The following is a 24,721-nucleotide window of genomic DNA, read 5'->3' on the forward strand; positions in this document are numbered from 1 at the left end:
CCACCATTCGGAACGTTTGTTCTTTATTATATACTATTATTTAACTGCTGCGACGGTTTTTAATGATTCTTCTGGATATTCGTAAATTGCGTTGCCGACGACGATGACATCCGCATACTGTCCAATTTCTTTCGCCTGCTCTGCGGTTTGGATCCCCCCGCCATATATAAATGTCGTATCTGAATCACGCAAAATATTTGCCGCCTTTTGAACAGCTTCTATATCGCCATACATGCCGCTATATTCAAGATAGAATACCGGCAGCTTCAATAACTGGCCGGCCATGCGGGCATACGCAGTAACATCGTCTACATCCAATTTCATTTGAACTCCTGTTAATTTTGCCGCTTTACTGTCTAGATTGGCAATGCAATAGCCTTCAACAACAAGTTCGTCCGGATTCATCAGTTCACCATACTCTTTCATCGCTTCATAATGAAGTCCAGTAATCCAGTTGGCATCCGCACTGTTTAAGACAGTTGGAATAAAATATAAATCAAAACCCGGCGTCACCATCTCAATTGATGATACTTCCAGTACACAGGGCACCGGATAACGACGCACACGCACTAGTAAATCAAGTACATTTTCAAGCGTTACACCGTCCGAACCACCAACAACAACCGCATCAGTTCCGGACTCACACACACGTTCAAGCAACTCATCATCAATCTCTTTATTCGGGTCTAATTTAAACACATGCCGCCATTCATGAACATCATACATGCGCAGAAACCTCCAATCATTGCGTTACAACTTCATATTATAACATCGAAAAGCAGAGTTCGCCTTCGTAAGTAAACTTCATTTATTATAAAGTGAAACTTCATTCAGTCGGGGTTAGGTTCACAGGATGTGAATCATGCAGACGTTGTCACAGGACGTGACGATCTTAGTCTGCGTTCCGCTTAACCCCACTGAATAAACTGGAACTCAGGTAAAGAACGCCGCGTCCTGCGGCATTACCTGAGTGACCGGCTTCATCCTGGCCCGAACCAATCGGGCTTTTACCGGCAGTTGATCCCCCTCTTATCCTTCTTTTCTTTTCGAAGTCTTGAATAAAGCGGGGGTCTTACTGCCCGTTAATACGGAATAAACAAATTCCCTTTAGAGAGACGAGATCTCGTCTTCTATGAACATTCATCCCTTTTCCATCTATAAAAAAAAGCCGTCTCTCCGAAAAGAGACAGCTTTGTTATTATTACTTTTCTTTTTCATAAACGCGTTTTAAGACGAATTCATATCCATCGTTGCCATAGTTTAGACAGCGTTTCACACGTGAAATAGTGGCTGTTGAGGCGCCGGTTTCGGTTTCGATTTTATGATATGTTCTTCCTTCTTGAAGCATGCGCGCTACTTCTAAACGCTGTGCAAGGGATTGTATTTCATTAACCGTACACAAATCGTCAAAAAAGCGATAACATTCTTCCATATCACGAAGCGAGAGAACCGCTTGAAACAGCTGGTCGAGCGCTTTTCCACGCAGTTTATCTATCTGCATAATCAACTTCCATTCCCTTCACCTTCATTTTCCACATCAACTGCTCTATTCAGTCCTCTTAAGACAGGTACAACGTGAACCCACGTCTGTCCTGTTTTCAAGGCCGCACCACTTTCTTTATACGGTACAATCTGTCCATTTTTATTTTGCCACTTGACCATATTCTTGATGCCTTTTTGAATTAAAAAGGCATCTCCGCCCGATGTAAGATTAATATCAAGCCGGCCCTTTGCATCAACGACACGATGGTCCGCTTCGATGATGAAAATATTGTCAGCCTTTATCTCTACACCGCCTATTGTACGAGAATACGATTCCGATTCTTTATCATACTCATATGTGGCATCGAATGATTCATTTTTCGATGAATGAACAACGACGTTTGAAGCAGGCTCTCCGTTCAATGATTCTTCTTCCTTCTTTGTCAAAAAAGAAAGTCGTGCTGGTGCAGAATCCATATCGTACTCTTTTTCTTTTGCCATATCCAACACTTTATCGAAATATACATATGAATTGTGAGGTGCCTGCCTAGATGCATCACGTTTAAAGACATCGCCGTCGTGCTGAATGCCGTTTAGTTGATCAACTTTCCCAGCAAATAGCATCTCTTTCGCTTCAGGACTGTACCCATGCGCTAAAAATAGTGCATCGTAACCCATAGCTATTTCAACAAAATAGTCACGCGCACTGCGAACTGGACCGGCAAATTCAGGATACTCACTTTGATAAATGGCCAAAAATCGGGTAATATTCCCTTCTGCCAACATTTCATATACAATATCTGCATCTTCTAACGCCGTCTGCGGACGTGCTTCTGTAGAATTGCTGATGACGACTGCTATCGCGCGCCGATCAGTATCCACTGACTCTACACCGTTAAGCGGATTTATTTCAGTTCGTTCGCTCTTATTGACAGACTGTGAACTTGCACAGCTGCTAAGCAATATAGATACAGCTGCCAATGTAATCCATTTTTTTTTCATATCGACACTCCAAAAACAGTTTTCACTTTACCATTTTAACGCATTATCGTCGGAAAGAGTACCGTTTTTTTCATAACGTCATACATGCCTTGCGATGTAATCCGAATATATGGAAGATGAGTCGATGTTAAAAATAATAATGTATAAATGGGATCATCAAATTGATATCCGCGCTGTGATAGCAATTCTTTTAATTTCCGTTCTTGCTCAATTACTGTCTCAAACGGCTGATCGGACATAATGCCGGACAATGGAAGCGGAATTTCGTGAAGGATTTCCCCATTTTCCGCAAGAACAATACCCCCGCCAATCTCTTGCATCCGTTCAAATGCCCGATGCATTTCCTCTTTTTCTGTTCCAATTAACACGATATCCTCAGTACTTGAAAAAGAAGAAGCAAACCCCTGCACATTCGTCGCAAAGCCTTTAATCGTCGTGTTTATACGCCACTTCCCTTCATAGTCAAGGAGTACTAAATAATTTTGATCTTCCTCCATATAGAAGTTCTCGCCTACCACATCTTTTATTACATGACATGGTTTCGTAATAACATTATTGACCATTTCAATTCCGAATGGCATTGAAAACTGCAAATCATCTTCATTCAATTGCCAATTAAAGCGCATTTTCGTATGACCGAACTGCTGCCACTGAACATTATGGAATGGAGATGTATTCATTCCGCTTTTTTTGACCCAGATTCCATTTGACAAAACCGCTTCCGGATTCGGATGAAATTCATCTGTTAAAATATTGACACTCGCCATCCGCCCTGGTGCAATCATACCGTGCAAATGCTCTATCCGATAGTAGCGAGCCGCATTATAAGATGCTATATGATAGGCCTCAATCGGTGGGACACCATAGTCGATGGCAATTTTGATCATTTTATCAATAATTCCATCTTCATAAAACGATGGTGACGATCCATCTGTTGTGAACATCATCATATCATATTGATCAAGGTCCATTTCTTTCATTTCGGTCAACAATTTTTCAAGATCCGGACGAATCGATGAATGGCGAAGCGTCACCATCATTCCATTCATGAGCCGCTTACGTACATCTTCTCCGCTCATAGATTCATGATCGCCGTCTGCACCGAATAACGTCATTTTCGTTAATGTTTTTTCAGAAGCACCTGGAAAATGGCCTTCGATCCGTTTTTTCATTCCTTTCGTTTCCTGCATCCAGTACAGCATCATATCATCGCCGTCTAAAAGCTTCGGCCACCCTGTTAATTCGCCACCTTGAATGACACTATCATGCTCAAGCCAAGAATTAATCGCACCGTTTGCAAAAATATCATCTTCATTATCAGGCTCCGTCTGTGCATCATACCGGCACCACCAGTACATCGACACCGGCTGACGATCTAGTTCATCAATTAAAGAAAACGCTTTCTTTTCTTCAAGTGTCAGCAGCAGCATTAGGTTATCATTAATGAGTGTCGTTGTTCCACGTTTAGCAGCATATTCAGCAAACGTCTTCGGGTTATATAGCATAAAAGGGTGAACGTGAGGCTCTATATAGCCTGGTACAACCGTTTTTCCAGTACAGTCGAAAACCTCATCAGCTGACGAAGGCATTTCATCACCGATATAGACAATACGATTTTCATATATCCAAATATTCCCGTTCATCCATCGTTTTAACGTCGAATGCAAGTAACGGGCATTTTGCAAAACAAGTGTTGGTGCTTTTTCAAGATTAAGAACGGCGACCTGTTCACGCAGCTGTTTATTTTTCCATCTATGTTTTAAATCAGACATGATAATCTTCCCTCTCAAAATGACATCGCTTTCAAATCGTGTGATTGCCATCATCTTATCATATATCACATGCTGACGCACTAAAGAAAAGCTAAAATTGTGAAGAAAATTTGACACTTTGGCAAGAAACTTGCATATCGCCTTTAATTGGGACATTTTATTAAAAACCTCTTTTATATAGTCCCGATTTCACACAAAAAAACTGTCTCAAATGAGACAGTTACTCTTTTTACAAACCCGCTTTTGAAATAGCACGGCTACCTATATCGCTGCGATAAAAGAAATTTTCGGTATCAATGTTCTTCATTTTTACATATGCTTTTTTCTGTGCTTCGGCCGGATTTGCTCCGCTTCCTGTCACAAGCAGGACGCGTCCGCCATTTGCACGGATGATACCGTCTCCTTCTGTATACGTGCCGGCGTGAATAACGGATGCAGACTCAATGTTATTAAGCCCTTTCACTTCATTGCCTTTTTCGTATGCTTCTGGATAGCCTTTGGCAGCAAGGACAATGCCTAAAACAGCTTCGTCTTTCCACGATAGCTCAGGATCTTTTCCATCTAATACATCGAGCATAACCTGTATTAGATCATTTTCAAGACGTGGCAGCACAACCTGCGTTTCCGGATCACCGAAACGAGCATTAAATTCAATCGTTTTTGGTCCTTCTTCCGTCAGCATAAGACCGGCAAAAATGATGCCCGTAAAGGAGCGCCCTTCCTGAACCATGCCTTTTGCGATCGGACGAATAATTTTTTCAACCGATTGATCATTAATAGCCTGCGAAATATGCGGTACTGGCGAATATGCACCCATTCCGCCTGTGTTCGGGCCTTCATCATTATCAAACGCACGCTTATGATCTTGCGCGGCTTCCATTGGATAGACGTTTTCACCATGAACAAAAGCCATCAGGGAATATTCTTCCCCTTGCAAATATTGCTCAACGACAACACGTGCAGACGCATCTCCAAACTTTTTATCCAGCATCATATCCTCAAGAGACGCAAGTGCTTCATCAAGCGTCATCGCTACCGTGACACCCTTCCCTGCGGCAAGACCGTCTGCTTTTAATACAATCGGTGCACCCTCTTGCTCAATGTATGCTTTCGCTGCATCATAGTCTTCAAAAGACTGATAACGGGCCGTTGGAATGTCGTACTTTTCCATCATCATTTTGGAAAACGATTTGCTACCTTCTAAAATGGCTGCATTTTGATTCGGGCCAAATACGTTTAAACCTTCTCTTGTCAAATAATCAGTAATCCCTGCTTCAAGTGGCGTTTCCGGACCGATGATCACGAGATCCACTTTCTGTTCCTTTGCAAAAGACGCAATGTCTTTAAAGTTCATTTCATCAATATCAACAATATGTGCATCACGGCTAATTCCGGCATTTCCCGGCGCGCAAAATACATTCTCAACCAGCGGGCTTTCCGCAGCCTTTTTACAGATTGCATGCTCCCGTCCGCCCCGTCCGACTACGAGTACGTTCATGTAAAGTGTCCCCCTATTAATGTTTAAAATGTCTGATGCCTGTTAAGACCATCGCAATGCCATATTCATCAGCTTTTTTAATTGAATCTTCATCTTTAATTGATCCGCCTGGCTGAATAATAGCCGTAATACCGGCTTTTGCTGCCGCTTCGACTGTATCGTCCATTGGGAAGAATGCGTCTGATGCAAGAGCAGCGCCTTTTGCTTTTTCACCCGCTTGCTCAAGCGCAATTTTTGCAGCACCGACACGGTTCATTTGACCTGCACCGACACCAAGTGTCATTTTATCATCTGTGACAACAATCGCGTTTGATTTTACATGTTTCACGACTTTCCAGCCAAGCTTGAGTGCTGTCCACTCTTCTTCTGTTGGTTCGCGTTTTGTTACTACTTTTACATCTGCATCTGCAAGCGACAATTCGTCAAGGTCTTGAGACAGAAGTCCACCTTCAACAGATGTCAGCACTTTTTCGCCTTTTTTGCCATTCGCAAAATCAAGTGTTAATAGACGTATGTTTTTCTTTTTTGATAAAATATCAATTGCTTCTTGATCAAATGAAGGTGCAATGACAATTTCAAGAAAAATTTCATGCAGCTTTTCAGCAAGCTCTTTTGAAACAGGACGATTGAGTGCTACAATACCGCCGAAAATCGACGTAGGATCGGCTTCATATGCGCGTGAATACGCCTCTTCAATTGTCAAACCTGCGCCGACGCCACATGGGTTCATATGTTTCACTGCAACCGCTGCTGGCTCATTAAATTCTTTGACGATTTGAAGCGCTGCATCGGTATCGCGAATGTTGTTATAAGAAAGCTCTTTGCCGTGAAGCTGTTCGGCACGGGCAACAGAGAAAGAGGAACCAAGGGGCTGTGCATAAAACGCCGCTTGTTGATGCGGGTTTTCTCCATAACGAAGTGATTGCTTCAGCTCGTAAGTCACCGTTAATTTCTCCGGGTTTTCAACTCCCGCAAGATCCGTCATGAAGCCTGCGATCATCGCATCGTATGCGGCTGTATGACGGAATACTTTCGCTGCTAATTTACGGCGTGTTTCAAGCGTTGTTTGCCCAGCTCCTTTCAATTCAGCAAGTACTTCATCGTAATCACTTGAATCGACGATCACTGTTACATATTCATGGTTTTTTGCAGATGCGCGCAACATCGCAGGGCCGCCGATGTCAATGTTTTCAATCGCAGCTTCAGTCGTAACATCCGGCTTTGAGATCGTTTGCTGGAATGGATACAGATTGACACAGACGATATCAATCGGATGAATATTATGCTCTTCTAACTGTTTTTGATGATCAGCTTCTCCGTGTTTTGCAAGCAAGCCTCCATGAATATACGGGTTAAGTGTTTTCACACGACCTTCTAAAATTTCTGGAAATCCCGTTACATCCGTTACACCTTTTACTGGTACTCCCGCTTCAGAAAGCATTTTCTTCGTTCCGCCTGTTGAAACAATTTCGTAGCCAAGCGCTGCGATTTCTCTCGCAAATTCTGCTACACCGCTTTTGTCTGATACGCTGATCAATGCGCGTTTTGTCATCGGTTGTGATCCTCCCTATTTCCATTCAAAAGATTTGTTATAACGTTCGGGTAAAGACTATGCTCTATTCGTTGAATCGCTTTTTGTAAATCATCACGCGTCATGCCCGAATCGATCCGGACACATTCTTGATCAATAATCGGTCCTGTATCCATTCCTTCATCAACGAAATGAACAGTCACACCAGAAATTTTCACACCTGCATCAAATGCCTGTCCAATCGCGTCTTTTCCTGGAAAAGCAGGCAGCAATGATGGATGAATATTGACGATTCTATTGCGATACGCTTCTAGTAATGTTGGTCCAACAAGCCGCATATAGCCGGCCAAAAAGACATACTCCGCCCCCGCAGCGCGGAGACGGGAGACGATGTCTGTTTCAAATGCTTCCTTTGATTTATACTCTCGCGGTGAAAATGTAAATGTTGGAATGCCTAATTTGTTAGCTCGCTCTAACACGAATGCTTCAGGTTTATCACAGACGATTAAGACGATTTCAGCCGGTACAGATCCTGCTTGTACCGCTTCTGCGATCGCCTGCACGTTACTTCCGCTTCCGGAAGCAAATAACGCTATTTTCGTCATTGAACGATAACTCCTTCACTGTTCGTAACACGTCCAATTGTGTACGCAGTTTCACCAGCTGCATGAAGCAATGATTTTACGTTTGTTTCTTCCTCCTGCGAGACAATTAAGACGAAGCCAATACCCATGTTGAAAATGTTATACATTTCCTCGCGATCAAGTTCTCCATACGCTTCAAGAACGTTGAAGATATCGGGAACAGGCCAAGAACCTGCTTCGATTAATGCCCCAAGTCCATCCGGTAATGCACGCGGAATATTTTCGACGAAGCCACCTCCGGTAATATGCGCCATACCGTTCACTTTTGCTTCTTTCAATACTGAAAGTACGGGCTTCACGTAAATACGTGTTGGTTCAATTAATGCTTCGCCAAGCGGAACAGACAAACCGTCTACTTTCGCATCAACAGCGAGATTATGTTTTTCGAAGAAGATTTTGCGCACGAGCGAGTAGCCGTTACTATGAATGCCACTTGATGCGAGACCAATTAAGACATCACCTTCTTTTACATCTTCACCAGTAATTACTTTGCTCTTTTCAACAGCACCGACTGTAAAACCAGCCATATCATATTCTTCTTCTTCATAAAGGCCAGGCATTTCTGCTGTTTCGCCGCCAATAAGTGCACAACCTGCCTGCTCACAGCCATCTGCTACACCTTGGACGATTTGCTCAATTTTTTCCGGCACAGCTCTTCCACATGCGATGTAATCAAGGAAAAAGAGCGGTTCTGCTCCCTGTACAACAACATCGTTAACGCACATCGCGACGCAGTCCACGCCAATCGTATCATGTTTGTCCATCATAAACGCTAGCTTCAGCTTTGTTCCAACTCCGTCTGTTCCCGAAACGAGAACGGGCTCTTTCAAATTTAAAGAGGACAGGTCAAACATGCCGCCGAAACTGCCAAGCGCACCCATGACGCCGGCCCGTTTCGTACGTTCCACATGTTTTTTCATCCGTTCTACCGCTTCGTATCCGGCTTCAATGTTCACGCCTGCTGCTTCATACGACTTTGCCATTTTTGTTCCTCCTTATTCAATCCGGTGCATTAGCATTTGGTAATTGGATGTTTTGTATCCGGATAAATTTCAGTCGGATAGTTACCCGTAAAACAAGCCATACATTGTCCGCATTCTCCATTTTTCTGTTCATGGCCAATCGCTGCGATTGTGCCTTCTGGGCTCAAATAGGTTAATGAATCGGCTCCTATTAAGTCACGTAATTCTTCTATTGAATAATGTGCTGCGATTAATTCTTCGCTTTTTGATGTATCGATCCCGTAAAAACAAGGGTGCTTAATCGGTGGTGAACTAATGCATACATGTACTTCTTTCGCACCTGCGTCTTTTAACATTGTTACAATTCGCTTACTTGTCGTTCCACGCACGATCGAATCATCAACCATAATGACCCGTTTCCCTTCAACAACGCCGCGCACAGGAGAAAGTTTCATCTTCACCCCTTGCTCACGAAGCGATTGGGATGGCTGAATGAACGTCCGGCCGACATAACGGTTTTTAATCAGGCCCATTTCGTATGGAATGCCTGTTGCTTCTGCGAAACCAATCGCTGCTGAAATACTCGAATCCGGCACACCAGTAACGACGTCCGCTTCAATATTTACTTCCTTCGCAAGCATTTTACCGAGGCGTTTACGAGCACTGTGAATGTTAATGTTATGAATATCGCTGTCCGGGCGCGAGAAATATACGTATTCCATCGTACATATCGCACTATTTGTAGCAACGGCAAACTGTTCAGATTGAAGGCCATCTTCATTGATCGTAATCAGTTCTCCAGGCTGCACGTCACGGACAAATTCAGCACCGACAATATCAAATGCACACGTTTCAGATGCAACGACATACGCATCGCCTAGTTTCCCAATTGAAAGTGGTCGCATTCCTTGTGGATCGAGTGCCACATGCATCTCTTTTTCCGTCATCACGAGAAATGCATACGCACCTTTTAACATTGATAACGCTGTTTTCATACGATCTTTCATCGAACCAAGACCGCTTCGACGAATTAAATGAGCCAGCACTTCCGTATCAGACGTCGTTTGAAAAATACTGCCCTGCGCTTCAAGCTCACTTTTTAAAGAAGTTGCATTGATCAAATTTCCGTTATGCGCAAGCGCAAAACTGCCTGTTTGGAAATGGAAGAGAAGCGGTTGAACATTTTCGTATCCACCGCCGCCTGCTGTTTTATACCGAACGTGGCCAATTGCACTTGATCCTGTCAATCCGTTGACGATATCCTGGTTAAAAATTTCTGTAACAAGCCCTTCACCTTTATGACCGCGAAGGTGTTCGCCGTCACTCATGACGACGCCCGCTCCTTCTTGTCCTCGGTGTTGCAGACTTTGAAGACCATAATAAGTGATTTGTGATGCATTTTCATGACCAAAGACACCGAAAACGCCGCACTCTTCATTTAAGCCTCTGAGTTCAGCAAGCATGGAATAGCTCCTTTCCAAGCGTCCTCAAGATTCTTGACGGATGCCTGTACCACTTCTTCTCCATTAACGCGAATTGATACAACTGGTTGTGCTGTTACTTGACCAATTTGTTTTGCATCTTGTACCGCTGCTTCAAATGCTTCTTTGTTTTCTGCTTTCACTGTGACGACAAAACGAGATTGTGTTTCTGCAAACAATACGGCCGTTGTCTCGCCTTCAAGTGATACATTTACACCAAGATTTGTGCCAAATGTTTTTTCAACAAGAGCTACTGCAAATCCACCTTCTGAAATATCGTGGGCAGATTGAATAAGACCTGATGTAATGGCTGAAAGAATGGCATCTTGACGCGTTTTTTCAACTGTGAGATCAATCGCTGGCGCTTGACCAAAAATTTCGCCGCCATTCGTCATTTTCTGCAATTCACTGCCGCCAAATTCATTCATAGCATCACCAATGACATAAACAAGATCGTCGGCTTGTTTGACCGACTGTGTTGTAATGTGATCTGTATGTTCAATTAATCCAACCATGCCAATAACTGGTGTTGGGTAAATCGCTGTGCCATTCGTTTCGTTATATAAAGAGACGTTTCCACCGATAACCGGCGACTCTAGCGCCAGACATGCTTCACTAATACCGTCAGCTGATTCTTCAAGCTGCCAGAATACACCTGGATTTTCAGGACTTCCGTAGTTCAATCCATCTGTAATGGCTAGTGGTCTTGCACCCGAACAAACGATATTACGCGCTGCTTCTGCAACCGCAATTTTACCGCCTGTTTTCGGATCAAGATAAATGTAGCGGGAGTTACAGTCTGTTGTCATAGCAAGAGCTTTATTTGTGCCACGCAGGCGGATGACTGCTGCGTCAGAACCTGGTGCGACAACTGTATTTGTCCGTACTTGATAATCATATTGATCATATACCCACTCTTTGCTCGCTATAGTCGGCTGCTTCAAAAGATTTACAAGTGTTTCCTGATAATCTGTTACATTCGGTGTTGTCGGTTCCATTGCTTGGAAGTCACGGAAGTATTGCGGTTCAGCTGATGGTTTATAGTAAACCGGTGCATCTTCTGCTAACGCATCGACCGGTACTTCTGCTGCCACTTCGCCTTTATGAAGAAGGCGGAGCATTTTATCGTCTGTTACAACGCCGACCGACGCCGCTTCAAGATCGTATTTGGCAAATAAGTCTTCGATTTCTTTTTCGCGTCCTTTTTCTACCACGATAAGCATACGTTCCTGTGATTCAGATAACATCATTTCGTATGGTGTCATGCCTGTTTCACGTTGCGGGATCATGTCAAGATTCAATTCCATACCCGAACCGGATTTGGATGCCATTTCGGCAGATGAACTTGTGAGACCCGCTGCACCCATATCTTGAATACCGACGAGGGCATCATTATGAATAAGCTCAAGACAAGCTTCAAGAAGCAATTTTTCCATAAATGGATCGCCTACTTGAACAGCTGGGCGTTTCTCTTCCGAGTTTTCGCTTAGCTCTTCCGACGCAAATGTTGCTCCGTGAATGCCATCGCGTCCTGTTTTTGCACCAACGTACATGACCGTGTTTCCAACGCCTTTTGCCTGTCCCTTTTGAATATCTTCATGAGCAATTAAACCGACACACATTGCGTTCACAAGTGGATTGCCTTCATAAGATGGATCAAAACCGATTTCGCCGCCGACTGTTGGAATACCGATGCAGTTGCCATATCCAGCTATACCGGCAACCACTTCTTCAAACAAGTATTTTACGCGGGACGTTTCAAGCTCACCAAAACGAAGCGAGTTTAAAATCGCCACCGGACGTGCACCCATTGAAAAAACGTCACGAATAATGCCGCCCACACCTGTTGCTGCACCTTGATACGGCTCGATTGCAGACGGGTGATTATGGCTTTCAATTTTAAATACAACCGCTTGACCGTCACCGATGTCTACAATTCCAGCGCCTTCACCCGGTCCTTGAAGAACGTGCTCACCTTCAACTGGGAATTTGCGGAGAACAGGTTTTGAGTTTTTATAACTGCAGTGCTCAGACCACATAACCGAGAAAAGACCTGTTTCAGCATAGTTTGGCAAACGGCCAAGAATTGCTGTTGCTTTATCGAATTCTTCATCCGTCAAGCCCATCGTGCGGTACAGCTTTTCATCTTTAATTTGTTGTGCATTTGGTTCAAGCATTAACGACATGGGAGTCCCTCCAGTGTTTCACAATTGATTGAAAAAGTTTAAGTCCGTCTGCACTGCCAAGTAGATCGTCGACAGCACGCTCCGGATGCGGCATCATGCCAAGTACGTTGCCCTTTTCATTTGTAATGCCTGCGATGTCAGAAAGACTGCCGTTCACATCACTTGCATACGTGAATACAATTTGATTATTTTCTTGTAATTTTGCCAATGTTTCATCGTCACAGTAGTAGTTGCCCTCACCATGTGCAATAGGAACACGGATCTTATCGCCTTTTTCGTAAGCTGATGTAAACATTGTTTTATTATTTTCAACCGTTAGCTCAACTGTCCGGCAAATGAATTTCAAGTTTTTATTGCGAAGCATTGCGCCTGGGAGTAGTCCAGACTCAAGTAAAATTTGGAATCCATTGCACACACCTAGAACAGGCTTGCCTGCTTCAGCTGCTTTTTTAATGGCATTCATGACAACTGACATATGTGCAATTGCGCCTGAACGAAGGTAATCGCCATACGAAAAGCCACCCGGAATTAAAATCCCGTCATATTGATCAAGGTTATCAGCGTCATGCCACACTAAATCTACTTGCTCACCAAGCTCATCTTTTACTGCATGATACATGTCCACATCACAGTTGGACCCTGGAAATACGATGACTGCAAATTTCACTGTTTCGCACTCTCCTCGATTTCATATCTGTAATCTTCAATAACTGGGTTCGACAATAGCTTTTCGCACACTTCTTTCACAGTTCCTTCTACATCAGTTACTGTGTCATCAAACTGAAGTTCCATGTATTTCCCAATGCGTACATCTTCTACACCATTATAGCCAAGGCTTGATAAAGACTGCTGCACTGCTTTCCCCTGTGGATCTAGTACGCTTTCGCGAAGTGTGACGTAAACTTTAACTTTATACATTAGATTGTTCCTCCAAGTCGATTATAAATTTCAGTATATGCTTCTGTTAATCCGCCGAGATCGCGACGGAAAAGGTCTTTATCTAATTTACGATTTGTCCCTTTTTCCCAAAGACGGCATGTGTCCGGTGAAATTTCATCCGCCAGTAAAATATGACCGTTTTTATCTTTGCCTAGCTCGATTTTAAAATCAATCAGTTCAATGTCCATGTCCCCAAAAAGCGGAACAAGTACATCATTTATACGCAGTGCTTCTTTTTTCAAAAGCTGCAATTCTTCCGGCGTTGCAATATCGAGAATTTTCACATGATCTTCTGTCAGTAGCGGATCTCCGAGTTCGTCATTCTTATAATAAAACTCAACAATTGGCTCTTTAAAAGCAGTTCCTTCTTCAAACCCAAGGCGTTTTGCAATGCTGCCTGCCGCAATGTTACGGACAACGACTTCAAGTGGAATAATCTTTACATGTTTCACAAGCTGCTCATTTTCAGAAATTTGTTCAACGAAATGAGATTCGATCCCTTTTTCCGCAAGCTTCTGAAAGAGCAATCCTGTAATTAAGTTGTTTAAACGGCCTTTACCGTCAATTTCAGCTTTTTTTTCCCCATTGAATGCGGTTGCTGAATTTTTATATTCAATCCAGACGACATCTTCTTGGTCAGTTGCAAAAATGCGTTTCGCTTTTCCTTCATAAAGCTGTTTACCCTTTTTCATATCCGGTTCCTCCCGATTTAGGAATAAGCATTATTTTAGGCCTACACGGTCAAAGATGGTATCAACGTGCTTCAAATGATAGTTGTAATCAAAGCAGTCCGCAATTTCTTCAGCAGATAGTTTCGATGTAATCGTTTCATCCGCTTCCACCAAGGAACGAAATTGAACTTGCTTGTCCCATGCTTCCATCGCTCTCGGTTGAACGGTATCGTACGCTGCTTCACGGGCCATGCCTTTGTCAATCAATGCAAGTAGAACGCGCTGTGAGTATATAAGACCCAGTGTGCGATCCATATTGCGCTTCATATTATCAGGGAACACAGTTAAGTTTTTCACAATATTGCCGAAACGATTCAACATGTAGTTCAAAGCTATCGTCGCATCCGGTAAAATCACACGTTCTGCCGATGAATGCGAAATATCGCGTTCATGCCAAAGCGAGACGTTCTCATACGCTGTGACCATGTGACCGCGAATCACACGTGCCAGACCAACCATGTTTTCTGAGCCAATCGGATTACGTTTATGCGGCATTGCTGAAGACCCTTTTTGGCCTTTAGCGAAAAATTCTTCTACTTCACGCGTTTCTGATTTTTGCAAACCGCGCACTTCTGTTGCAAACTTTTCAATGGATGCAGCAACGAGTGCAAGTGTTGCCATATAATGAGCATGGCGATCACGCTGAAGCGTCTGCGTTGACACTGGAGCTGGTTTCGTCCCAAGCTTATTGCAAACATACTCTTCAACGAACGGATCAATGTTCGCATATGTACCGACTGCACCAGAAATTTTGCCAAATTCAACATTTTCTGCTGCATCATTAAAGCGCTTAAGATTCCGTTTCATTTCTTCGTACCAAAGCGCCATTTTAAGACCAAATGTTGTCGGTTCTGCATGAACGCCATGTGTGCGGCCCATCATGACCGTATGTTTATGTTCAATCGCTTTATTACGGAGGATTTCGATGAATGATTCAATGTCTTTGCGTAAAATATCATTTGCCTGTTTGAGTAAGTAAGATAATGCTGTATCGACGACATCTGTTGATGTTAATCCGTAATGAACCCATTTACGCTCTTCGCCAAGTGTTTCTGATACCGCACGTGTAAAGGCTACAACATCGTGGCGCGTTTCAAGTTCAATTTCGTTTATCCGGTTAATATCGAAGCTGGCATTTTCACGAAGTTTCTTTACATCTTCTTTCGGAATATCACCAATTTCCGACCATGCTTCACATGCAAGAATTTCAACTTCAAGCCATGCTTTAAATTTGTTTTCTTCTGTCCAGATGGCGCCCATTTCTGGCCGCGTATAACGTTCAATCATGTTTTCATCCTCCGATATGTGTACGTCTTAGTTTGCCCAAACTCGACTTTCATCTATATCTTGCAGCGCTTCTTCCACTGTATCAGCTAAAATAGTCACATGCCCCATCTTGCGTTTTTCTTTTGCTTCATCTTTACCATATAAATGAATTGACCATTCCGGTTTGCTAAGGATCGCTTGAGTAACCCCATCTACATGTTCACCAAGTATGTTCACCATCACGGCTGGCTTCAACAACTCTGTGCTTTTGAGCGGCCAATTACAAATAGCGCGAATATGCTGTCCAAACTGTGAAATGCCGCATGCTTCAATTGTATAATGCCCTGAATTATGTGGCCGCGGTGCAAGTTCATTAATGTAAATTTCACCATTTTGCCCGATAAACATTTCTACAGCAAGTGTGCCTATAAGCGACAATGCGGATGCGATTTTTTCTGCTGCTTCACATGCGGCTTGCTTTGTTTCATCAGAAATTCGAGCAGGTACAATGGATTCATGCAAAATGTTGTCAACGTGTATGTTTTCTGCTACTGGGAAATATGTCGTTTCACCTGCCGAGTTACGCGTGATAATAACGGAAATCTCTTTTTCAAAGGGCACCCATTGCTCAAGGACACATTCTCCATGTGTTAAGAGCTCTGCCGCTTCATTCGCTTGTTCAGCTTCTTTCAATACATATTGTCCTTTTCCATCATAACCGCCCGTTGCTGTTTTCAGCACAGCAGGTAAGCCGAGATCTTCTATACTTTGCTTAAGATCGGCTTCTGACCGGATCACGCGGTACGGAGCAACCGGCACACCTGCATTCGCAATCGCTTCTTTTTCAAAAACACGATTTTGCGTAATGCGGATCAGTTCTGCTCCCTGCGGCACATATGCTTCTTTCATTAATTCCTTTAATCCTTCGTAATCAATATTTTCAAATTCATACGTGATAACATCACTTACATCAGAAAGTTGTTTTAAGGCCGCCTGGTCATTATATGGTGCTTGAATGACAATATCGGCTGTTTGTGTACACGGGGCATCTGCTGTTGGCTCCAACACGGCAATACGAAAACCTGCTTCTTTCGCTGCGAGCGCCATCATCCGACCAAGTTGTCCTCCGCCAATAATACCAATTGTTTTGCCCGGTTCAATAATTTTTCTAGCCAAGTTGATCACTGCTTTCTAGCACCGTTTTTTCTGTTTCTTTCCGGCGATTTTCTAATTTTTCGGCAATTTTCGCATCAGTAATAGACAAAATTTGCGCAGCCAGCAGTCCAGCATTCGTTGCCCCTGCTTTACCAATCGCTGTTGTCGCAACTGGTACACCGCCTGGCATTTGAACGATTGATAGTAAAGAGTCAAGTCCATTCAGTGCTTTGGATTGTACAGGAATACCGATAACTGGCAATGTCGTTTTCGCCGCAGTCATGCCTGGCAAGTGAGCCGCTCCGCCCGCGCCGGCAATAATTACTTTAATGCCTCTTTCACGTGCAGACTCGGCATATTCAAACATTAAATCAGGTGTACGATGTGCGGATACGACACGTTTTTCATACGATACTCCAAGTTCATCGAGTACGTCACATGCATGTTTCATCGTTTCCCAATCAGATGTGCTGCCCATAATAACGCCAACTTCAATCGTCATATTGATCCTCCAATGTGAGATTATTTTGCATAAAAAAAGCGGACAACCTACTTTCCCCCTTAAAGGAGAAAGCGATTCGTCCGCAGCCGATCGAGATTCCGAATGCTTTCACCCATAGTCAGCTGTTTAAGGCAGCCGGTAGAAACTCGCAGGCCATATCCCCGCTATTATATGAGGTGCTTTATTTGTCATTTACATATTAACAACGACGCAGAGCAGTTGTCAATAAAAATCGAACGATATTCATTGCGCTTATTTAAACGTTCGTATTTACGCCTTTTTTTTCCCTTCAAAGACAATTTCGCGGCCAATCGGGACATGAATTGTCTCCCCATTTTGCTTTTTCTCTTCAAAAATAGGCTTTTCCATTCGCCGGACCGGGACGTATCCTTCGTCTTTCATCCGATTCAAGCAATGATCAATCGTTTCCTCTTCTTCAACTCGGAATATTTTCTTATTGCTCATTTCATCAATTTTCCTTTTCTTACCGTTTTCACCCAGAATCCGCCATGAATTGCCTTTGGTTCGTAAGAGATAATAAACGCCTTTGGATCAAGCTCTTGTATTTTTTGATAAAGTTTTAATTCGTATTTTCTTGGCGTTAATATTTGTAACGCCATCCGATCTCCTTCAAGACCATTCGCTGCCCAGTTCGTCACGCCGTATCCTTCTAAACGGAGCTGCTTCGGCAAATCTTTATCGTACTCTTTCGTAATGACACTAACCGTCGTATAACCAAGTGCCAGTTTCTCTTCAATTTTCATTCCGACGATCACCCCAATTCCATAACCGACTGCATAGGCAATCAAATTTTGAATTTGGTCTAAATTATCGAGTACAAGACCGAGACCGACGACGTAAATAACAATTTCAATCATACTAACAAACGCTGCTATGTATCGATACCCTTTTAACGTTAAAATCATTCTCATCGTAAAAAAGGAAACGTATACAACATTAATTAATAAGATGATAATTACCATTACTAAAGCGTTATCCATCATGTAATTTCCCTCCTGTCTTTTAACCACTTTGACGGCAGTTTAACACAGAGACAGGGACATCCGCAATCTATCATTTTAAAAAAAGAGCTGGCTCAAAAGCATTTCCTTTGAGTCAGCCCCTTGCTCGTTCTTATTTAATAGAAATAACGTGTTCGTCTCCAGATGTAACGGAACCTTTTTTCCCGCAAACGATCGTTTCACCTTCCGCAAGATTCGTAAAAATAATAGGTGTAATCGTTGATGTTGCATTTTCAGAAACGTAATCAAGATCCACTTTGAGAAGAGGCTGGCCGGCTTTCACTATATCTCCTTCTGAAATAAGCGATTCGAACCCCTCCCCTTTCAATTTCACCGTATCAATCCCGAAATGAATCAATACTTCATGACCATTATCGGACACAAGACCAATCGCGTGTTTTGTTGGGAAAACGGTCTCCACTTTACCATCAACCGGTGATACCACTAGACCGTCAGAAGGCTCAATTGCAAAACCATCACCCATCATTTTTCCCGAGAAAACAGGATCCGGTACTTCTGTAATTGGAAGTAACTCACCTGTGATGGGTGCCACAAATCGGCTTTTTACTTCATTGCGGATAGCAGATGGCACCGCTTGTTCTACTTCTTTTTGTATTTCTTGATCCAGCTTCACTGCAGTCCGATGCGGAGAATTCCCTTTCATAATATCCGCCATTTGGTGACGTAAGCTGTCTGAACGAGGACCAAAAATCGCTTGAATGCTGTTGCCAACTTCAAGAACACCGGCAGCACCTAACTGTTTCAATCGTTTTTTATCAACATTAGCACTGTCGTTTACCGATACGCGAAGACGTGTAATACATGCATCCAAGTTGGCAATGTTTTCTTTGCCGCCTATTGCTTCTAATATTTCATACGGAAGCTCACTTGCAACAACCGCTGGCGCATTGTTATCTTCATCTTCCGGCTCACGGCCTGGTGTTGCTAAGTTAAACTTACGAATCGCAAAACGGAAACCAAAGTAGTAAATTAAGGCTAACACAAGACCAACCGGAATAACAATCCACGCATTTGTTTGCGGGTTAATCGCACCGAATAAAATGTAATCGATCAAACCACCAGAGAAGGTCATTCCAATTTTAACATTTAGAAGATGCATCGTCATAAATGAGAGACCTGCAAAGATTGTATGAATGGCAAACAACACAGGTGCAACGAACAAAAATGAAAATTCAAGCGGCTCAGTAATTCCTGTTAAGAAAGAGGTCAAAGCTGCAGAACCCATAATACCGGCAACAACTTTTTTACGTTCTGGACGTGATTCATGATAAATCGCAAGCGCTGCTGCCGGAAGACCGAACATCATGAACGGATATTTACCTGTCATAAATGTACCGGCTGTTAAGTTTTGCACACCATCTTTAATTTGCGCCTGGAAGATCGTATTATCTCCACGGACAACTTCCCCAGCCTGATTTATATACGAACCGAACTCAAACCAGAATGGTGTATAGAAAATATGATGTAAACCGAAGGGAATTAATGCACGTTCAATGACACCAAATACGAAAGCTGAACCGGCGAGATTCCAATTTAAAACGAAATGAGAAAATGTATTTAAACCGCTTTGAATGGTCGGCCAGATGAAAATCATTAAAAGACCAAGCACCACCGCTGATGCAGCTGTTGCAATTGGAACAAACCGTTTACCTGCAAAAAAACCGAGATAAGACGGCAATTCAATGTTAAAGAATTTATTGTACATATACGCTGCGAGAACACCAACGATAATCCCGCCAAATACACCCGTTTGAAGGGACGGGATACCAAGAATTAAAGCATATGCTGGATCTCCACTTTCTAAAACAGCCATTTTTTCAAGCCCAAGAGCTGTTCCCATTGTCGCATTCATAATTAAATATCCAACTAACGCAGCAAGACCGGCAACACCATCTCCTCCTGCAAGACCAATAGCGACACCGAGAGCAAATAGTATTGGCAAGTTACCAAACACAATATCCCCTGAATTTTCCATAACCGCAGCTACTTGTACAATCCAGTTTGCTTCAAGGAATGGAGCAATTTCAACAAGTGTTGGGTTTTGAAGGGCATTACCGAATGCAAGAAGTAGACCCGCTGCCGGCAAAATCGCAACAGGGAGCATGAGTGCCTTACCAATTTTTTGTAAAACACCAAAAAGTTTTTTAAACATATATGTTCCTCCTTCATCACTTTTACTATGAGCTTCTCAAAGAAAAAACAGACAAACATGAAAAAAGGCATGAGAAAAGAAGACAGTAGAAAACAGAAGTGGTTATAGCCCTGTTTTCCCCTAAATCTCCTTTACTCATGCCTGATCGTATCAGTAACACGTAAAGAACGAATAATTTATTTCATTTTTGTTTGAATCCGTTGCAGATGCATCGTCAAATAAACCGCTTCCGCATCGTACACTGGCTTTTTTAATGTTTGCTGCATTACTTTGATTAACTTCCAAGATAAACTATAGCATATTGGATATTCCGTTTTCAAGAGACTTGCTATTTTTTCTGGTTCGTCCACTTTTTCACCGCGGACAACCCGTTCAATTGTATAACGGATATGACGGACAAGCCGCATATAATCAATGCTTTCTTTATCAAGCTCTACATCTAACTGCATCTCAATCAGTTGAATAAGCGTTGCCATTAGTTCTGAATAACGGCTTAAATCACAAACCGCTTTATTCGCAATCGCGCTATGTATATGAAGCGCAATAAAACCTACTTCTCCTGGCGGCAGCGCCACCGTCAACTGCTGATTAATGAGCTTAGTTACCGCTTCTGCCACTTCGTATTCAAATGGATAAAGTGCTTTCGTTTCCAGCAAAAATGGATTGCGTATCCCAATCCCCCGAATCATCCGATTAACAGCGAACAAAAGATGATCAGTGAGGCCGACGTGAATATGCTCGTTTAATCTTTGTCCTACACGATCGCGAATTAATTCAACCGCTGCAATCATCACCTTTAATGTTTCATCATCAATATTCGGCAGCAATTTTTTATATTGCTCCTGCTCATTCCGATCAGTAAGTACGAACAGTTTTTCAACAGATTCCCGAACAATCTCGTCTCCATGCTGGCGGCCGAAGCCAATTCCCCGACCAATGAGCACCACTTCAATACGATCTTCGCCGGATGCGATAAGCACATTATTATTTAATACTTTTTTCACAAAGAAATTTTCCATGGTAGCATCCCCATCGTTCAGCTTTTTTTACAGTATAGCATGATAGCCCAAAAAAACACCTGCCTATTGATAGGAAGGTGTGATTCGCTTATTTAATAAAGATAAAGTAAAGAACAAATACAATAAACAAGAAATACATAATCGGATGCACTTCTTTTGAACGGCCTTTTAAGATCATCGTAATCGGATAGAATATAAATCCGGTCGCAATCCCTGTTGCAATGCTGTACGAAAGTGGCATGGCGATAACTGTCAAGAAAGCGGGAACTGCCACCTCAAATTTCGCCCAGTCAATTTTTCCAAGTGACGATGCCATTAAAACACCGACAATAATCATCGCTGGTGCCGTTACGTTCGATGTAATGACGGAAAGCACTGGGAAAAAGAATAACGAGAGTAAAAAAAGGATGCCGGTTACAACAGCAGCAAGACCTGTACGAGCTCCTGCCGCAACACCTGCTGATGATTCGATGTACGATGTTGTTGTCGATGTACCGAAGATCGCACCCGCAACAGTGGCACATGAATCTGCAAATAATGCTTTTTCTGCACGCGGTAGTTTATTGTCTTTCATTAAGCCTGCCTGATTAGCTACAGCTACTAATGTGCCTGCTGTATCAAAAAAGTCAACGAACAAAAACGTCAGGACAATGACGAGCATTTGAATTGTAAAGATTTCACCAGGCGTTTGGAATATATTCTCAATTGCCACACCAAATGTCGGTGCCATACTCGGTACACTTGAGACAATCTGCTTTGGCAATTCAACAAGGTTAAAAAACATCCCGACAACAGCTGTAATAAGCATTCCATAAAATATACCACCATGAACACCTTTAGCCATAAGGACGACTGTTAAAACTAAACCAAAAACCGTCAAAAGCACCGGCCCCGATGTTACGTTGCCTAGAGCGACAAGTACCGCATCATCATTGACAATAATGCCTGCATTCTGGAATCCGACAAATGCAATAAATAAACCGATACCAGCACCAACTGCATATTTCAGCTCTGCCGGTATCGAATTAATAATCGTCTCACGCAGACCGGTTAGCGTTAGAATAATAAAAATAATCCCCGAGAATAAAACACCTGTCAATGCTGTCTGCCACGGAACACCATACGTCAATACGACTGTATAAGCAAAAAACGCATTCAATCCCATACCCGGCGCAAGTGCGATTGGATATTTAGCCATTAACCCCATTAAGATGGATCCGATTGCTGCTGCAAGTGCCGTCGCTGTAAATACCGCTCCATAATCCATTCTCATTGCTTCTGGTAAATCAGGCACTGTTTGCAATGACAACGTCAGCGGATTGAGAACTAAAATGTATGCCATCGATAAAAATGTCGTCAAACCACCGATAATTTCGCGCTGATATGTCGTTTCCAATTCATTCATCCTGAAAAATTTTTTCATTTCTTCGGCTCCTCTCGATTTTATGTTAACGAAAAAATGCCTGGAACAATTTGGTTCCAGGCACGACCAAGAAGAAGAGATTATACATGCCCACTTATACGTAGTCCGACCATTTAAGGCAGCCCAGTAAGAACTGTCAAGCCACTTCTCGACGATATACGATACATGTGCAACTAAATATATAGTTCTTCCCCATCTTACTTATACATCATTCGTTCATTCTTATACTGCATATGAATTAATTACTTTTCGAATAATTATTTTGCGTTTATTCCCACTCAATCGTTGCAGGCGGCTTACTCGTAATGTCATACACGACACGATTTACATGTGCCACTTCATTTACAATACGAGTTGAGATTACTTCAAGCACTTCCCAAGGAATACGTGCCCAATCAGATGTCATACCATCAATCGATGTAACCGCCCGAATGCCAATTGTATAATCGTACGTACGCGCATCACCCATCACACCAACGCTGCGGATATCCGGAAGGACCGTAAAGTATTGCCAAATTTCACGCTCAAGTCCATGATTACGCACTTCTTCACGTAAAATTGCGTCTGATTCTCGGACAATTTCCAATTTCTCTTCAGAAATTTCTCCAAGAACACGAATGCCCAAACCAGGACCTGGGAACGGTTGACGCCAGACGATATGATCTGGAATACCGAGCTCAGAACCGAGCAAACGCACTTCATCTTTAAACAATGTGTTAAGCGGTTCGATTAATTGGAATTGCATATCTTCTGGCAGGCCACCGACGTTATGATGCGATTTAATCGTTTGTGCAGTCGCTGTTCCGCTTTCGATAATATCTGTGTAAAGTGTCCCTTGCGCAAGATAATCAATACCTTCCAGTTTCGATGCTTCATCGTCAAATACATAAATAAATTCGTTACCGATAATTTTACGTTTTTTCTCTGGATCAGAAACACCCGCAAGTTTACTCAAGAAGCGGTCTTTTGCGTCTACTTTAATAATGTTGATATTAAATCCATTTGCAAAGGTATCCATCACTTCATCTGCTTCGTTTTTACGGAGAAGACCGTGATCGACGAAAATACATGTCAATTGATCACCGATTGCTTTATGTATCAATACCGCAACCACAGATGAATCAACGCCGCCTGACATGGCACAAAGAACATTTTTGTCACCGACTGTTTGACGAATTTTTTCCACTTCAACTTCAATGAAGTTTTCCATTGACCAGTCTCCTGTGCAATCGCAAACGCCGAAGACGAAATTTTTCAAAATATCATTGCCATAAACAGAATGTTTTACTTCTGGATGGAATTGAACAGCATAAAGATTTTTTTCCGCATAACTCATCGACGCAATCGGGCATGACGGATTCACTGCATCAATCGTAAATCCTGCCGGTGCTTCCGTTACAAGATCGCTATGGCTCATCCAAACAATTTGCTCTTTCGGAAGTTCGGCGAAAAGCGCGGATTCTGTCTGCACATTGATCGCTGCTTTGCCGTATTCACGGTGAGAAGCCGATTCTACTTTACCGCCGTAATGTTTTGTCATCAACTGCATGCCATAGCAAATTCCAAAAATCGGAATACCCAAGTCAAAAATACGCTCGTCACAGCCAAATGCACCTTCTGCATACACACTGTTCGGACCGCCTGAAAAAATAATCCCTTTTGGATTGATTTCTTTAATCTCTTCCACCGTAATTGTGTGCGGATGTAGCTCACTGTATACACCAAATTCACGAATTCGTCGTGTAATCAATTGATTGTATTGACTGCCAAAATCAAGTACGAGAATCATTTCTTGATTTTGCAATTCTGATTTTCCTGTCATCGTATCTACTCCTCTTTCTTCAACTATTCCGTATTATAGGAAACAATCCGCTATTATTTGTTCGTGTTCAAACATTTTGACCTCATTTTATATGTATACAGCGGACCGGTC

At 42.7% G+C, this 24,721-nt stretch carries 22 protein-coding genes and 2 riboswitches; all 22 genes read right to left on the reverse strand.

Annotation, left to right across the window (positions count from 1 at the left end; genetic code table 11):
- Nucleotides 1-36: 36 nt before the first annotated feature.
- Nucleotides 37-726: a heptaprenylglyceryl phosphate synthase gene (pcrB, locus tag BLL40_RS12370; protein ID WP_073712214.1), complete on the reverse strand. Its 690-nt coding sequence runs from the start codon at nucleotides 724-726 to the stop codon at nucleotides 37-39.
- Nucleotides 727-1,201: 475 nt separating this feature from the next.
- Nucleotides 1,202-1,501 (reverse strand): YerC/YecD family TrpR-related protein, encoded by a 300-nt coding sequence (locus BLL40_RS12375; RefSeq protein WP_073712215.1) that lies wholly within the window; start codon nucleotides 1,499-1,501, stop codon nucleotides 1,202-1,204.
- Nucleotides 1,502-1,503: 2 nt separating this feature from the next.
- The gene (locus BLL40_RS12380) at nucleotides 1,504-2,484 is read right to left on the reverse strand and encodes a DUF3048 domain-containing protein (protein WP_073712216.1); all 981 of its coding nucleotides are present in this window, start codon (nucleotides 2,482-2,484) and stop codon (nucleotides 1,504-1,506) included.
- A gap of 35 nt (nucleotides 2,485-2,519) precedes the next feature.
- Entirely contained in the window at nucleotides 2,520-4,256 is a 1,737-nt protein-coding gene (locus tag BLL40_RS12385) for an adenine deaminase C-terminal domain-containing protein (protein ID WP_073712261.1), read from the reverse strand.
- A gap of 229 nt (nucleotides 4,257-4,485) precedes the next feature.
- Nucleotides 4,486-5,754, reverse strand: a complete 1,269-nt coding sequence (gene purD, locus BLL40_RS12390) for a phosphoribosylamine--glycine ligase (RefSeq protein ID WP_073712217.1) — start codon at nucleotides 5,752-5,754, stop codon at nucleotides 4,486-4,488.
- A 16-nt stretch (nucleotides 5,755-5,770) separates the two neighbouring features.
- A complete protein-coding gene (purH, locus tag BLL40_RS12395) occupies nucleotides 5,771-7,306 on the reverse strand; it encodes a bifunctional phosphoribosylaminoimidazolecarboxamide formyltransferase/IMP cyclohydrolase (RefSeq protein ID WP_073712218.1) in 1,536 nt (511 codons plus the stop codon).
- Entirely contained in the window at nucleotides 7,303-7,890 is a 588-nt protein-coding gene (gene purN, locus BLL40_RS12400; RefSeq protein WP_073712219.1) for a phosphoribosylglycinamide formyltransferase, read from the reverse strand. Before purN ends, purH begins: the two co-directional genes overlap by 4 nt.
- Nucleotides 7,887-8,912, reverse strand: coding sequence for a phosphoribosylformylglycinamidine cyclo-ligase (gene purM, locus BLL40_RS12405; protein WP_073712220.1), 1,026 nt, complete (start codon nucleotides 8,910-8,912; stop codon nucleotides 7,887-7,889). The genes purN and purM overlap by 4 nt, the downstream gene beginning before the upstream one ends.
- A gap of 29 nt (nucleotides 8,913-8,941) precedes the next feature.
- Nucleotides 8,942-10,354, reverse strand: coding sequence for an amidophosphoribosyltransferase (gene purF / locus BLL40_RS12410; RefSeq protein ID WP_073712221.1), 1,413 nt, complete (start codon nucleotides 10,352-10,354; stop codon nucleotides 8,942-8,944).
- Complete coding sequence (purL, locus tag BLL40_RS12415; protein WP_073712222.1) at nucleotides 10,330-12,558, reverse strand: phosphoribosylformylglycinamidine synthase subunit PurL; 2,229 nt, start codon at nucleotides 12,556-12,558, stop codon at nucleotides 10,330-10,332. Before purL ends, purF begins: the two co-directional genes overlap by 25 nt.
- A complete protein-coding gene (purQ, locus tag BLL40_RS12420; protein WP_073712223.1) occupies nucleotides 12,542-13,225 on the reverse strand; it encodes a phosphoribosylformylglycinamidine synthase subunit PurQ in 684 nt (227 codons plus the stop codon). The genes purL and purQ overlap by 17 nt, the downstream gene beginning before the upstream one ends.
- Entirely contained in the window at nucleotides 13,222-13,476 is a 255-nt protein-coding gene (purS, locus tag BLL40_RS12425) for a phosphoribosylformylglycinamidine synthase subunit PurS (RefSeq protein WP_018395498.1), read from the reverse strand. The genes purQ and purS overlap by 4 nt, the downstream gene beginning before the upstream one ends.
- Nucleotides 13,476-14,189, reverse strand: coding sequence for a phosphoribosylaminoimidazolesuccinocarboxamide synthase (purC, locus tag BLL40_RS12430; RefSeq protein WP_073712224.1), 714 nt, complete (start codon nucleotides 14,187-14,189; stop codon nucleotides 13,476-13,478). The genes purS and purC overlap by 1 nt, the downstream gene beginning before the upstream one ends.
- 30 nt (nucleotides 14,190-14,219) lie before the next feature.
- Entirely contained in the window at nucleotides 14,220-15,515 is a 1,296-nt protein-coding gene (gene purB, locus BLL40_RS12435; RefSeq protein ID WP_073712225.1) for an adenylosuccinate lyase, read from the reverse strand.
- Nucleotides 15,516-15,542: 27 nt separating this feature from the next.
- Nucleotides 15,543-16,670 (reverse strand): 5-(carboxyamino)imidazole ribonucleotide synthase, encoded by a 1,128-nt coding sequence (gene purK / locus BLL40_RS12440; protein WP_073712226.1) that lies wholly within the window; start codon nucleotides 16,668-16,670, stop codon nucleotides 15,543-15,545.
- On the reverse strand, nucleotides 16,663-17,151 hold the full coding sequence (gene purE, locus BLL40_RS12445; protein ID WP_034288670.1) for a 5-(carboxyamino)imidazole ribonucleotide mutase: 489 nt from the start codon (nucleotides 17,149-17,151) through the stop codon (nucleotides 16,663-16,665). The genes purK and purE overlap by 8 nt, the downstream gene beginning before the upstream one ends.
- Nucleotides 17,152-17,246: 95 nt before the next feature.
- A riboswitch (purine riboswitch) is annotated at nucleotides 17,247-17,346 on the reverse strand.
- Between the two features lie 75 nt (nucleotides 17,347-17,421).
- The gene (locus BLL40_RS12450; protein ID WP_083566512.1) at nucleotides 17,422-17,616 is read right to left on the reverse strand and encodes an NETI motif-containing protein; all 195 of its coding nucleotides are present in this window, start codon (nucleotides 17,614-17,616) and stop codon (nucleotides 17,422-17,424) included.
- Nucleotides 17,613-18,155 (reverse strand): DUF2179 domain-containing protein, encoded by a 543-nt coding sequence (locus tag BLL40_RS12455; protein ID WP_073712228.1) that lies wholly within the window; start codon nucleotides 18,153-18,155, stop codon nucleotides 17,613-17,615. Before BLL40_RS12455 ends, BLL40_RS12450 begins: the two co-directional genes overlap by 4 nt.
- 130 nt (nucleotides 18,156-18,285) lie before the next feature.
- Nucleotides 18,286-20,346, reverse strand: coding sequence for a glucose-specific PTS transporter subunit IIBC (gene ptsG, locus BLL40_RS12460; RefSeq protein ID WP_073712229.1), 2,061 nt, complete (start codon nucleotides 20,344-20,346; stop codon nucleotides 18,286-18,288).
- 176 nt (nucleotides 20,347-20,522) lie between these two features.
- Nucleotides 20,523-21,365 (reverse strand): glucose PTS transporter transcription antiterminator GlcT, encoded by an 843-nt coding sequence (gene glcT, locus BLL40_RS12465; RefSeq protein ID WP_073712230.1) that lies wholly within the window; start codon nucleotides 21,363-21,365, stop codon nucleotides 20,523-20,525.
- Between the two features lie 88 nt (nucleotides 21,366-21,453).
- Entirely contained in the window at nucleotides 21,454-22,788 is a 1,335-nt protein-coding gene (locus tag BLL40_RS12470; protein WP_073712231.1) for an NCS2 family permease, read from the reverse strand.
- An 81-nt stretch (nucleotides 22,789-22,869) separates the two neighbouring features.
- A riboswitch (purine riboswitch) is annotated at nucleotides 22,870-22,971 on the reverse strand.
- Nucleotides 22,972-23,056: 85 nt separating this feature from the next.
- Nucleotides 23,057-24,610 carry a glutamine-hydrolyzing GMP synthase gene (guaA, locus tag BLL40_RS12475; RefSeq protein ID WP_073712232.1) on the reverse strand — a complete coding sequence of 518 codons (1,554 nt, stop codon included), beginning with the start codon at nucleotides 24,608-24,610 and terminating at the stop codon, nucleotides 23,057-23,059.
- Between the last annotated feature and the right edge of the window lie 111 nt (nucleotides 24,611-24,721).

The sequence above is a fragment of the Domibacillus mangrovi genome, from assembly GCF_001906925.1.
GTDB classification, from domain to species: Bacteria; Bacillota; Bacilli; order Bacillales; family Domibacillaceae; genus Domibacillus; species Domibacillus mangrovi.

Excerpts from the sequence above, each read along its gene's own strand:
- pcrB (WP_073712214.1), bottom strand. The coding sequence starts at position 726 with ATGTATGATGTTCATGAATGGCGGCATGTGTTTAAATTAGACCCGAAT.
- BLL40_RS12375 (WP_073712215.1), bottom strand. The coding sequence starts at position 1,501 with ATGCAGATAGATAAACTGCGTGGAAAAGCGCTCGACCAGCTGTTTCAA.
- BLL40_RS12380 (WP_073712216.1), bottom strand. The coding sequence starts at position 2,484 with ATGAAAAAAAAATGGATTACATTGGCAGCTGTATCTATATTGCTTAGC.
- BLL40_RS12385 (WP_073712261.1), bottom strand. The coding sequence starts at position 4,256 with ATGTCTGATTTAAAACATAGATGGAAAAATAAACAGCTGCGTGAACAG.
- purD (WP_073712217.1), bottom strand. The coding sequence starts at position 5,754 with ATGAACGTACTCGTAGTCGGACGGGGCGGACGGGAGCATGCAATCTGT.
- purH (WP_073712218.1), bottom strand. The coding sequence starts at position 7,306 with ATGACAAAACGCGCATTGATCAGCGTATCAGACAAAAGCGGTGTAGCA.
- purN (WP_073712219.1), bottom strand. The coding sequence starts at position 7,890 with ATGACGAAAATAGCGTTATTTGCTTCCGGAAGCGGAAGTAACGTGCAG.
- purM (WP_073712220.1), bottom strand. The coding sequence starts at position 8,912 with ATGGCAAAGTCGTATGAAGCAGCAGGCGTGAACATTGAAGCCGGATAC.
- purF (WP_073712221.1), bottom strand. The coding sequence starts at position 10,354 with ATGCTTGCTGAACTCAGAGGCTTAAATGAAGAGTGCGGCGTTTTCGGT.
- purL (WP_073712222.1), bottom strand. The coding sequence starts at position 12,558 with ATGTCGTTAATGCTTGAACCAAATGCACAACAAATTAAAGATGAAAAG.
- purS (WP_018395498.1), bottom strand. The coding sequence starts at position 13,476 with ATGTATAAAGTTAAAGTTTACGTCACACTTCGCGAAAGCGTACTAGAT.
- purC (WP_073712224.1), bottom strand. The coding sequence starts at position 14,189 with ATGAAAAAGGGTAAACAGCTTTATGAAGGAAAAGCGAAACGCATTTTT.
- purB (WP_073712225.1), bottom strand. The coding sequence starts at position 15,515 with ATGATTGAACGTTATACGCGGCCAGAAATGGGCGCCATCTGGACAGAA.
- purE (WP_034288670.1), bottom strand. The coding sequence starts at position 17,151 with ATGACGATTGAAGTTGGCGTTATTATGGGCAGCACATCTGATTGGGAA.
- BLL40_RS12450 (WP_083566512.1), bottom strand. The coding sequence starts at position 17,616 with ATGAGCAATAAGAAAATATTCCGAGTTGAAGAAGAGGAAACGATTGAT.
- BLL40_RS12455 (WP_073712228.1), bottom strand. The coding sequence starts at position 18,155 with ATGATGGATAACGCTTTAGTAATGGTAATTATCATCTTATTAATTAAT.
- ptsG (WP_073712229.1), bottom strand. The coding sequence starts at position 20,346 with ATGTTTAAAAAACTTTTTGGTGTTTTACAAAAAATTGGTAAGGCACTC.
- glcT (WP_073712230.1), bottom strand. The coding sequence starts at position 21,365 with ATGGAAAATTTCTTTGTGAAAAAAGTATTAAATAATAATGTGCTTATC.
- BLL40_RS12470 (WP_073712231.1), bottom strand. The coding sequence starts at position 22,788 with ATGAAAAAATTTTTCAGGATGAATGAATTGGAAACGACATATCAGCGC.
- guaA (WP_073712232.1), bottom strand. The coding sequence starts at position 24,610 with ATGACAGGAAAATCAGAATTGCAAAATCAAGAAATGATTCTCGTACTT.